Annotated in this window: 12 protein-coding genes; 8 read left to right on the top strand and 4 right to left on the bottom strand. The window is 71.2% G+C overall.

The annotated features are described in order from the left end of the window. Positions 1–26: 26 nt before the first annotated feature. Positions 27–410 carry a hypothetical protein gene (locus ACWGIU_RS18435; RefSeq protein ID WP_453707051.1) on the bottom strand — a complete coding sequence of 128 codons (384 nt, stop codon included), beginning with the start codon at positions 408–410 and terminating at the stop codon, positions 27–29. A gap of 118 nt (positions 411–528) precedes the next feature. On the opposite strand from ACWGIU_RS18435, the gene ACWGIU_RS18440 reads away from it, so the two are divergent. Continuing rightward, positions 529–765: a hypothetical protein gene (locus tag ACWGIU_RS18440; protein WP_453707053.1), complete on the top strand. Its 237-nt coding sequence runs from the start codon at positions 529–531 to the stop codon at positions 763–765. A 61-nt stretch (positions 766–826) separates the two neighbouring features. Next, the gene (locus ACWGIU_RS18445; protein ID WP_453707055.1) at positions 827–1420 is read left to right on the top strand and encodes a GNAT family N-acetyltransferase; all 594 of its coding nucleotides are present in this window, start codon (positions 827–829) and stop codon (positions 1418–1420) included. Here the strand turns inward: ACWGIU_RS18445 and ACWGIU_RS18450 are convergent. Beyond that, positions 1404–2300, bottom strand: a complete 897-nt coding sequence (locus ACWGIU_RS18450; protein WP_453707073.1) for an NADP-dependent oxidoreductase — start codon at positions 2298–2300, stop codon at positions 1404–1406. The genes ACWGIU_RS18445 and ACWGIU_RS18450 overlap by 17 nt on opposite strands. Positions 2301–2446: 146 nt before the next feature. Here ACWGIU_RS18450 and ACWGIU_RS18455 point away from each other — a divergent pair, with 146 nt between their 5' ends. From ACWGIU_RS18455 to ACWGIU_RS18465, 3 genes are all read left to right on the top strand, one after another. After that, positions 2447–2863, top strand: a complete 417-nt coding sequence (locus tag ACWGIU_RS18455; protein WP_453707057.1) for a winged helix-turn-helix transcriptional regulator — start codon at positions 2447–2449, stop codon at positions 2861–2863. Positions 2864–2904: 41 nt separating this feature from the next. Next, positions 2905–3633 (top strand): Mut7-C RNAse domain-containing protein, encoded by a 729-nt coding sequence (locus ACWGIU_RS18460; protein ID WP_453707059.1) that lies wholly within the window; start codon positions 2905–2907, stop codon positions 3631–3633. Positions 3634–3950: 317 nt separating this feature from the next. Next, positions 3951–4724, top strand: coding sequence for an SDR family NAD(P)-dependent oxidoreductase (locus ACWGIU_RS18465; protein WP_453707061.1), 774 nt, complete (start codon positions 3951–3953; stop codon positions 4722–4724). Here ACWGIU_RS18465 and ACWGIU_RS18470 read toward each other — a convergent pair. Both ACWGIU_RS18470 and ACWGIU_RS18475 read right to left on the bottom strand, forming a co-directional pair. Next, the gene (locus tag ACWGIU_RS18470) at positions 4654–5262 is read right to left on the bottom strand and encodes a glycosyltransferase (protein WP_453707063.1); all 609 of its coding nucleotides are present in this window, start codon (positions 5260–5262) and stop codon (positions 4654–4656) included. The two genes, ACWGIU_RS18465 and ACWGIU_RS18470, sit on opposite strands and share 71 nt — an antisense overlap. After that, the gene (locus tag ACWGIU_RS18475; protein WP_453707065.1) at positions 5168–6361 is read right to left on the bottom strand and encodes an RtcB family protein; all 1194 of its coding nucleotides are present in this window, start codon (positions 6359–6361) and stop codon (positions 5168–5170) included. Before ACWGIU_RS18475 ends, ACWGIU_RS18470 begins: the two co-directional genes overlap by 95 nt. A 190-nt stretch (positions 6362–6551) precedes the next feature. On the opposite strand from ACWGIU_RS18475, the gene ACWGIU_RS18480 reads away from it, so the two are divergent. The 3 genes from ACWGIU_RS18480 (at position 6552) to ACWGIU_RS18490 (ending at position 9842) form a co-directional block, all read left to right on the top strand. Continuing rightward, the gene (locus ACWGIU_RS18480) at positions 6552–7412 is read left to right on the top strand and encodes a DUF3558 domain-containing protein (RefSeq protein WP_453707067.1); all 861 of its coding nucleotides are present in this window, start codon (positions 6552–6554) and stop codon (positions 7410–7412) included. Positions 7413–7527: 115 nt separating this feature from the next. Continuing rightward, a complete protein-coding gene (locus tag ACWGIU_RS18485; RefSeq protein ID WP_453707069.1) occupies positions 7528–8292 on the top strand; it encodes a DUF3558 family protein in 765 nt (254 codons plus the stop codon). A 161-nt stretch (positions 8293–8453) separates the two neighbouring features. Continuing rightward, positions 8454–9842 (top strand): DUF2637 domain-containing protein, encoded by a 1389-nt coding sequence (locus ACWGIU_RS18490; protein WP_453707071.1) that lies wholly within the window; start codon positions 8454–8456, stop codon positions 9840–9842. Positions 9843–9929 lie beyond the last annotated feature (87 nt).

A 9929-nucleotide genomic window follows, 5' to 3' on the forward strand; every position in this document is an offset into this window, starting at 1 on the left:
GGGGCGGCCCGGCCTTCAGGCGGTGATCAGCAGCCGGTGCCGTCGTTCAGGGTGTTGCTCGCGCCGTCGTCGTTGGCGTCCCAGTAGTAGTTCACGGAACCGCCGGGGACGAGGCAGATCTCCACGCCCCACGACATCCAGCGTCCGCCGTAGGTCTTGGACGACTGACCGCGGCGGTTCCACCAGGAGCTGTCGGCCTCGTAGACGGCCGGCATGTCGATGTCCCAGCGGGCGGACTCGTACTTCGTCCGGTACATCGAGTTGTTGGTGCTGTAGTTGCTGTCCTTGTAGATGCAGAAGTTGCCGTCGTAACACGTACGGTCCACGGCCGCTGCGGACGGCGCCGCGGCGATGACGCCGGCCACGGCCGCCATCGCGATGAATCCGGCCGAAATCCTCTTACCGAGCACTCGTGACTCCCCCTCGTCGGGTGGTGACTGATGCAGTGAGAGGACAGGGCAGCCGAAGCCCTTCCCCCCGGTCGGCTGAGATCAGGCTAGGCCACTCCCATCGGAAACAAAAGGTCAATTGCCTTTCGCTGAAGGGCAGTCGGTGATTGGAATTGATCATTCACTGATCGATATCCACTGCGCGAATCCAGCATTCCGGCGCACCGTCACCCACGCCGGGAAAGGGGTCGACGCAGGTCAGCCCGACGGGCACCTGGACCGGGCGGTGGAGCGCCGGCGGAGCGACGCCGCCCGGACGGGCGCGGTCCGGATAAACCCTGAACACGTCCTGGAAATCGACGCGTTCGCGGTGTGAGCCGCGCCCTGGAGGCCCCAGACCCGTGGAGTGGCGGTGTGCGCCTCCGTAGGGTGGTCCGATGGAGACGCAGGTACGGCTGGAGCCCTGGTCCGCCGGGGACTTCTGGCTGCTGGAGCGCAAGAACGAGCCGGTCATGACCCAGTTCCTGGGCGGCCCCGAGCCGGCCGCGAAGCTCATGGACCGGCAGCGGCGCTACGAGGCGATGAGCGCACGGGAGCCGGCCGCCGGCCGGATGTTCCGCGTGGTGTGGACGCGCGCCGGTCAGGGCCCCGACGGCGGCGGACACTCCGGGAGCCTCGGATCCGTCGGATCCGTCGGATCCGTCGGATCCGTCGGCTTCTGGGAGCGGGAGTGGCGGGACGAGCCGGTCTACGAGGCCGGCTGGGGCATCCTGCCCGAGTTCCAGGGGCACGGGCTGGCCGTGGCGGCGCTCAGGGAGCTCCTGGCGTACGTCCGCGCCCACGGCTCCCGCGACAGCGTCCACGCCTTCCCCGGCACCGACCACCCGGCGTCCAACGCGGTGTGCCGGCGGGCCGGGTTCGCGTACCTGGGAGACGTCGACTTCGAGTACCCGCCCGGAGTGCCCCACCCGAGCTGCGACTGGCGCTACCGGGTGGGGCGCCCGCAGGGCGGTCTCACACCGTCAGGATGACGCGGCCGCGGACCCCCGGCGTCTCCAGGTGGGCGTGGGCCTTGGCGACCTCCGCGAGCGGGAAGGTGCCGGCGACCCGCAGGGTCAGCGCGCCCTCGTCGACCAGGGCCACCAGGCGGGCCAGGTGCGCCCCGTCCGCCGCGACCTCCTGCTCCACGACGCGGACACCGCGCTCCGCAGCCGGGGCGTGGTTCGGGATCAGGCCCACGTAGACCCCGCCGTCGCGTAAGGAGCCCAGCGCGGCCTCGCCCAGCACCGCCGCGTCCAGGACCCCGTCCACGGGCCCGGCCGGAGCCGCACCGCGCGGGACGAACCCGGTCGCGCCCAGGGACCGTACGAGCTCCTCGTCCCCGGCGCCCGCCAGAGCCGTCACCACCAGCCCGGCTCGCACGGCGAGCTGGACGGCCAGGCCGCCGACGACACCCGCGGCTCCGGTGATCAGCACCGAGGAGCCGGGGGCGAGCCCCAGCAGGTCCACGGCGCGGGCGGCGGTGAGGCCGGCGAGCGGGAGCCCGGCCGCGGCCACAGCGTCCACGGTGGTCGGGGCGGAGGCGACCGCGGCGGCGTCGAGCACCACGTACTGCGCGTGGGTGCCCAGCGGCTTCACCGGCCCGTGGTGCAGCCCCACGACCCGCTCGCCGACGCTTCGGCCGGTCACACCGGCGCCTATCTCGTCGATCTCCCCGGACACGTCCCAGCCGAGGCCGAGCCGCTGCCCGGCGCCGCCGAAGATCCCGGCGCGGACCGCGCCGTCCACCGGGTTCAGCCCTGCGGCGGTGACCTTGACGCGCAGCTGGCCGGCCGCGGGGCGGGGCACCGGGGCCTCGGCCAGTACGACCCGCTCCGGACCGCCGAACTCGGTCACCACGGCCGCCTGCATCGTCTGCTCGCTCATCTTCGTCTCTCCCGTTCGCCGGTTCGCTCACACGTTCACGCGTTCTCGATGAGCACTAACTTAAGGAAAGGTACTCTCTTTTCGTAAGTACGCACTCGAAGGTGCGTACCCGACCTGGAAGTGGGGCACCTATGGCCACCAGCACCGCCGCGCACCGCCGCGAGGAAGCCCGTTCCGCCTACGACGCCTTCCTGAGGGAGTGCCCCACCGGCCAGCTCCTGGCCCGGATCAGCGACAAGTGGGTCGGCCTCGTCATCAGCGCCCTCGGCCAGGCCGAGAACCGCTCCCTGCGCTACAGCGACCTGGGCCGCAAGATCCCCGGCGTCAGCCAGAAGATGCTCACCCAGACCCTGCGCTCGCTCGAACGCGACGGCCTCGTCACCCGCACCGTCACCCCCACCGTCCCCGCCCGCGTCGACTACCGGCTCACCGACCTCGGCAGCAGCCTCGGCTGCCTGCTGTCCTCCGTGAAGGTCTGGGCCGAGAACCACTTCGACGAGGTCAGCGCCCACCGCGACACCTACGACAGGACCACCGCGACCGCATAATTCGGCCGCGGCCACCACCCCCGCAATGGCATGCTGAGCGGGTGAACGGACCCGGCATTCAGCTCACCCTCGCCCCCGAACTACGCCTCTTCGCCCCGCCCAGCCGGCGCGCCGAACGCGTACCGACCACCACCGACGGCGCCTCCAGCCTCGGCCACGTCGTCGAATCGGCCGGCGTCCCGCTCACCGAGGTCGGCCGCCTCCTCGTCGACGGCCACGAGGTACCCGTCTCCTACGTCCCCCTGGACGGCCAGAACGTCGAGGTGTTCGGCGTCGAGCGGCCCCAGCAGGTCCCCGGCGCCCCGCTCCGCTTCCTCCTCGACGTCCACCTCGGCACCCTCGCCCGCCGTCTGCGCCTGCTCGGCGTCGACGCCGCCTACGAGAACGAGGACATCGGCGACCCCGCCCTCGCCACCCGCTCCGCGGCCGAGCAGCGCGTCCTGCTCTCCCGCGACCGCGGTCTGCTGCGCCGCCGCGAACTGTTCGCGGGCGCCTACATCTACAGCGACAACCCCGACGAGCAACTGCGCGACGTCCTCGGCCGCTTCGCGCCCGCCCTCGCGCCATGGACCCGCTGCACCGCCTGCAACGGCCCGCTCCGCGAGGCCGACAAGGAGAGCGTCGGCGACCGCCTGGAAGACGGCACGCACCGCTCCTACGACGTGTTCGCGCAGTGCACCGAGTGCGAGCGCGTCTACTGGCGCGGCGCCCACCACGCCCGCCTGGAACGGATCGTCGACGAGGCCCTGGTGGAGTTCGGCACGGCCTGAGAGCTGTCCCGGCGGACCGGGCAGCACCACATCCGACGCCGTGCGCCGATCCACCGGGGATCACGGGGCAGTCCTCAGAAGGCGTAGGCGTCGCCCGTGTCCAGCGCCGGCACCCACATGCTCGTTGTTGGCGTGGTTCCGGTCCGTCGCACCGCCGTTCCACCACGTGTCGGTCACCCGCACCGCCACCTCCGGCAGCCGTTCCCGCAGCTCCAGCAGCAGCCCGACCTGCCGCCCCCGGCCGTGCACCGCGCGGCCGCTGAGCCGCGCCTATGCTGGCGGACGATCGCCCGTACGAACGACCGAGGAGCCCGCACATGAGCACGGCCGCCACCCGAACCGCCGTAGTCACCGGCGCGAGCAGCGGCATCGGCGCGGCCACCGCCCGGCAGCTCGCCGCAGCCGGCTACCACGTCGTCCTCACCGCCCGCCGCAAGGACCGCATCGAGGCCCTCGCCGCCGAGCTCACCGAGGCCGGCCACCAGGCCACCGCCTACGCCCTCGACGTCACCGACCGCACCGCCGTCGACGCCTTCGCCGCCTCCCTCGACCGCCACCCCTCCGTCGATGTACTCGTCAACAACGCGGGCGGCGCCATCGGAGCCGAGCCCGTCGCCACCGGCGACCCCGCCGACTGGCGCACGATGTACGAGGTCAACGTCATCGGCACGCTCCACGTCACCCAGGCCCTGCTCCCCGCCCTCACCGCCTCCGGCGACGGCACGGTCGTGGTCCTCTCCTCCACCGCCGGCCACTCCACCTACGAGGGCGGCGCCGGCTACGTCGCCGCCAAGAACGGCGCCCGCGTCCTCGCCGAGACCCTGCGCCTGGAGATCGTCGGCCAGCCGGTGCGCGTCATCGAGATCGCCCCCGGCATGGTCAAGACGGAGGAGTTCGCGAAGACCCGCTTCCGCGGCGACGCGGAGAAGGCGGAGAAGGTCTACGCGGGCGTCGCGGAACCCCTGTCCGCCGACGACGTGGCCGACACCATCACCTGGGCGGTGACCCGCCCCAGCCACGTCAACATCGACCTCCTGGTGGTCCGCCCCCGGGCCCAGGCCTCCAACACCAAGGTCCACCGCGAGCTCTAGGGCCCCCTCCCGCCGCCTTCCGGTGCGGCGCGGGCGGGGCCTCGCCCCAGCGGCCGTCGTGCAGCGCCACCCGGTAGGCGTCCTCGGTCAGCTCCGGCATGCGGAAGCCCGGCTCCACCTCCATCAGGTCGTCGGCGTCGATGAAGAGCAGGTAGTCCGCGTCCGCCCGCGCGAGGTCGATCGCCTCGCTGCGGCTCTTGTCGAAGCTCCGGAACGGGCTCTCGTGCAGGACCCCGGGCAGATCGCCGAGGACCTCCCGGATCACGTCCTGGGTACCGTCCGTCGAGCCGGTGTCCAGGATGACCCAGCGGTCGATCAGTGGCCGCACGGATTCGAGGCAGCGGCGGATGACCGGCGCCTCGTCCTTGACGAGGGCGTCCTCGCCCCGAACGGGATCCCCTGGGCGGGCGTGGACGACTGCGCAGCCACGTCCGCGGCCGTCCTCAGCCCTTGACGCAGATGACCTGCTTGAGTTTGGCCACGACCTGCACCAGGTCGGTCTGCTGGTCGATGACCTGCTCGATGGACTTGTACGCACCCGGGATCTCGTCCACGACGCCCGCGTCCTTGCGGCACTCCACGCCCCTGGTCTGCTCCGCCAGGTCCCGCGCCGAGAACCGCTTCTTCGCCGCCGTGCGGCTCATCTTCCGGCCGGCTCCGTGCGAGGCCGAGTTGAAGGACTTCTCGTTGCCGAGCCCCTTGACGATGTACGAGCCCGTACCCATGGAACCCGGGATGATCCCGTAGTCCCCGCTGCCGGCGCGGATCGCGCCCTTGCGGGTGACCAGCAGGTCCATGCCGTCGTACCGCTCCTCCGCCACGTAGTTGTGGTGGCAGCTGATCTCCCGGTCGAAGGAGACCTTCGCCTTCCGGAACTCCTTGCGGACGACCTCCTTGAACAGGCTCATCATCGCCGCGCGGTTGTACTTGGCGTACTCCTGCGCCCAGAAGAGGTCGTTGCGGTACGCCGCCATCTCGGGCGTGGCCGCGAGGAAGACCGCGAGGTCCCGGTCGACCAGGTTCTGGTTGTGGTCGAGCCCCCGGGCCACCCCGATGTGGTGCGCCGCGAGCTCGTTGCCGATGTTCCGGGAGCCGGAGTGCAGCATGAGCCAGACCGAACCCGCCTCGTCGAGACAGAATTCGATGAAGTGATTACCGCTTCCAAGCGTTCCGATCTGCTTCATGGCGCGCTCATGACGGAACTTGACCGAGTCGGTGAGGTAGTCGAAGCGCTGCCAGAGGTCGTCGTACCCCTCGACCGAGAAGCCGTACAGCCGCGACGGGTCCACGGCCTCCTTGTGCAGGCCCATCCCCACCGGAATGGCCCCCTCGATCTTCGACCGCAGCCCCGACAGGTCCCCCGGCAGGTCGTTCGCCGTCAGGGACGTCTTCACCGCCGACATCCCGCAGCCGATGTCCACGCCCACCGCCGCCGGGCAGACCGCGTCCTTCATGGCGATCACCGAGCCGACGGTGGCCCCCTTGCCGTAGTGGACGTCCGGCATGACGGCCAGGCCCTCGATCCAGGGGAGGGTGGCGACGTTGCGCAGCTGCTGCATCGCGCCGTCCTCGACCGACGCCGGGTCGGTCCACATCCGGATCGGAACCTTCGCCCCAGGCACCTCTACATACGACATAAGAAATTAATCCCCCGAAAACCGCAGAAAAGTCAGAATACGCAAAAACCTCGCTCGTGATCCCAAATACGACAGGGGACCGGCGCCGGCACCAGCGTGTGCGATAGACATTGTGTCCAGCCGCGCCCAAGCCGCGGCAACGCATTTTCCTGACCGTCGGGGGCCCGCCGGTCGAAGGGAGCCAGTGGACGTGCAGCGCAAGGCGGTACGGCGGCGAGTCCTGCCAGGCATCGCGATGCTCACCGCGCTCGCGGCCGGGGCGGCCGGTCTGACCGGGTGCACCAGCGGGAGCGGCGGCGGAAGCACCAGCGACTCGAAGGCCGGCGGCAGCTCTGCCGCGCCCGCCCAACCGGGGAAGTACCGCAGTCTGCCGGCGCCCTGCAAGGCCGGCGCCGACAGCAAGAAGCTCAAGGGCATGCTCCCGGCCGGGGACAGCCTCACCCCCGAGCAGCGCGACCAGATGTACGCCGGTGTCGCGGACGCCTCGTACGACGGCGACCGGCACGTCGGCTGCCGCTGGACCGGGCAGAGCCCCGAGGAGACACGACTGCTGTCGGTCGGCTTCGAGCGCGTGGTCTCGTACGACCGGACCACGAGCAGCGACGACGACAAGGCCAAGCAGGTCTACGTACGCCGGCTCACCGACGCGAAACTGCCCTTCCCCGGCCCGACCGCGAATCCCACCCCGGCGGCATCCACTCCCGCCGCCCCGGCCCCGGCCGCCCCGGCCCCGGCGGCGGCGACCGCGAGCGTGCCCGTCTCCGGGACGCCGGCGTCTCCCGGCGCGAGCCCGTCGGCCCCGGTCGAGCTCGGATCGCGCGTCCTGGAGGACCTCGGCAGCGACGCCTTCCTGGAGGACAAGCTCAGCCCCGCCGGGGCCAGCGCCGCGCAGTCCCGCACCGTGCGCATTGTGTTCCGTACCTCGAACGTCATCGTCACCATCGAGTACAGCGTGCAGCCCGCGCTGCCCGGAACGGTTCCGCCGAGCACCGAAACCCAGGACAAGGCACGGCAGTTGGCGCAGGCCCTGGCCGAGCGTCTCAACGAATGAGCGGTGCGCGCCGCAGTCTCGCGTGACGGCGCGCACAGCAGACGGGTACCCGGTGGGGCTACCGTTGCCCCGGTCCCGCGTCCGAAGAAGAACCGACAAACGTACTGAAGGAACCATGCACCGATCAGCCTCGCGCCTCACCCGCGTTCTCGCCTGCGCAGCCGTCCCGGTGATCCTCACCGTCGCCGGGTGTTCGTCCGACTCGGGCAAGGAGACGGGCTCGAACGGCGAGAAGAAGTCCGGTTCGTCCTCGTCCGCCAAGCCGAACCCGAAGGCCTCCAAGACCCTGGAGAAGCCGGCCTTCGCCGCGCTCCCGGACCCGTGCAAGGCACTCCAGACGCCGACGATAGACACGCTCGTCCCGGAGGCGAAGGACAAGAACGGGACGGCGCCCAAGTCGAACGACGTGGCCACCCGTACCAGCTGCTCCTGGAACGGTCTGGACGAGGACGGTCTGAAGGGCTCGCAGTACCGCTGGCTCTCGCTCTCCTTCTTCCGCTACGACTCCCAGGCCACCCTCGGCGACGCCAGCAAGCGTGCCGAGGAGCAGTACAACAAGGAGGTGGAGGCCGCGAAGACCGCCGAGGGCGCGCAGGACCCGAAGGCGGAGGCGGTGGCCGAGACCGGTGACCAGGGGACGTCGGTCGTCTACACGGTGAAGAAGGACGGCAACGACCACTACAACACGACGGTCGTGGCGCGCACCCAGAACGTGGTGGTCACGCTCGACTACAACGGTGCGGGGCTGGAGGGGGCCGCCGCGCCGGACCACGGGAAGCTGCTCCAGGCCGCGATCACGGCCGCCAAGGAGGCTGTGACCTCGGTGGGCGCGGCGAACAAGGCACCGGCGGAGCAGCCGCAGTCCCCGCAGCCCCAGTAGGGACGAGCGCGGGACGGGGCCTCCTGGGCCACTGACATCCAGTCACCCGTACGCTGTGGCTGCCGCAGCTCGGTAAAGGCGCGGTAAGTGCCCAGCACTCAGCACCAGCACTCTGCGCTCGGTATGTGCTCGACAAGGGGAGGGGATCGCGGGTGGCCGCGATGCAACTGACTCGTACGCACCGGATACTCATCGGCGTGGTGGTCGCGGGAGCCGTGGTCATCGCGGGGATAGGGTTCGCGGGCTCGTACTCCGCGGTGCGTGCCCTCGCCCTGCAGAAGGGGTTCGGCAGCTTCTCGCTGGTGTTCCCGATCGGTATCGACGCGGGCATCTGTGTGCTGCTCGCGCTGGACCTGCTGCTGACGTGGCTCCGGATCCCCTTCCCCCTGCTGCGCCAGACGGCGTGGCTGCTGACGGCCGCGACGATCGCCTTCAACGGTGCGGCCTCCTGGCCCGATCCGCTCGGTGTCGGGATGCACGCCGTGATCCCGATGCTGTTCGTGGTGACGGTGGAGGCCGCCCGGCACGCCGTGGGCCGGATCGCGGACATCACCGCGGACCGGCACATGGAGGGTGTGCGCATCACGCGGTGGCTGCTCTCGCCGATACCGACCTTCAAGCTGTGGCGCCGGATGAAGCTGTGGGAGCTGCGCTCCTACGAGCAGGCGGTCGGCATGGAACAGGACCGGCTGATCTACCAGGCCCGGCTGCAGGCGCGGTACGGGCGCGCGTGGCGGCGCAAGGCTCCGGTGGAGGCGCTGATGCCGCTGAAGCTGGCCAAGATCGGTGTGCCGCTGGCGGAGACGACCGCGGAGGCGCTGGCGGCGACGGGCATCGAGCCGGCGGTGCTGCCGCCGGTGGAGCCGCAGGCCCAGCAGCAGCTCCAGCAGGCCCCGGCACTGGCGGCCGCCGCGCCAGGACTCGCGCCGCAGCAGGTCCAGCTCCCGCAGCAGACCGCCGCGCAGGCCCAGCAGATGCAGCAGATGCAGCAGGCCCAGCAGATGCAGAATCCGGCCGGTGCTCCCGGTGCGCCGGGGGCGCCGGGAGCTTCCGATGCGGCCGGCGCTCCGGGTGTTTCCGGGGCCGCCCACCACGCCCCGCCGCCCTTCGCGGTGGACCCGACGGCCATGCCCGCGGCCCACAACAGCGCGTGGTTCGCCGCTCCGCTGGCCCCGCAGGCGGCGTACGAGGGCGGCTACAACCCCCAGTACGTGGAGGGCCTGGAGCCGACCCCGGTCCTGCCCCCGATGGGCCCGGACGAGGAGCGGCCCGCGCAGCAGCAGCTGCCGATCCCGGGGCCGCGCCAGGAGGAGGCTTCGGAGGAGGGTCCCGAGACCCCGGACGAGGCCGAGTTCGCGGAGGTCGCGTACAAGGTGTTCTGCGCACTGTCCGACGAGAAGCAGGACTACCCGTCGGCCGAGGCGCTCGACATACACCTGTCGGACGGCTACGGCGTGACGCACCCGCGCAGCGGCTCACTGCTCCGCCGGATGATCCCGGCGTTCAAGCTGCGGTACAACAAGGACCGCGAGGCCGAGCACATCGCCTGACGCCTCACGGCGATCGCCTGCCGCCTGACGGCGACGGACAGCCGCCTGACGGCGACGGACAGCGCAAAGGGCCCGCACCCCTCGGGG

This window comes from Streptomyces sp. NPDC054840 (genome assembly GCF_053611065.1).

Coding starts and splice junctions, on each gene's coding strand:
- ACWGIU_RS18455 (WP_453707057.1), top strand. CDS start 2,447: ATGGCCACCAGCACCGCCGCGCACCGCCGCGAGGAAGCCCGTTCCGCC.
- ACWGIU_RS18490 (WP_453707071.1), top strand. CDS start 8,454: ATGCAACTGACTCGTACGCACCGGATACTCATCGGCGTGGTGGTCGCG.
- ACWGIU_RS18475 (WP_453707065.1), bottom strand. CDS start 6,361: ATGTCGTATGTAGAGGTGCCTGGGGCGAAGGTTCCGATCCGGATGTGG.
- ACWGIU_RS18445 (WP_453707055.1), top strand. CDS start 827: ATGGAGACGCAGGTACGGCTGGAGCCCTGGTCCGCCGGGGACTTCTGG.
- ACWGIU_RS18450 (WP_453707073.1), bottom strand. CDS start 2,300: ATGCAGGCGGCCGTGGTGACCGAGTTCGGCGGTCCGGAGCGGGTCGTA.
- ACWGIU_RS18485 (WP_453707069.1), top strand. CDS start 7,528: ATGCACCGATCAGCCTCGCGCCTCACCCGCGTTCTCGCCTGCGCAGCC.
- ACWGIU_RS18465 (WP_453707061.1), top strand. CDS start 3,951: ATGAGCACGGCCGCCACCCGAACCGCCGTAGTCACCGGCGCGAGCAGC.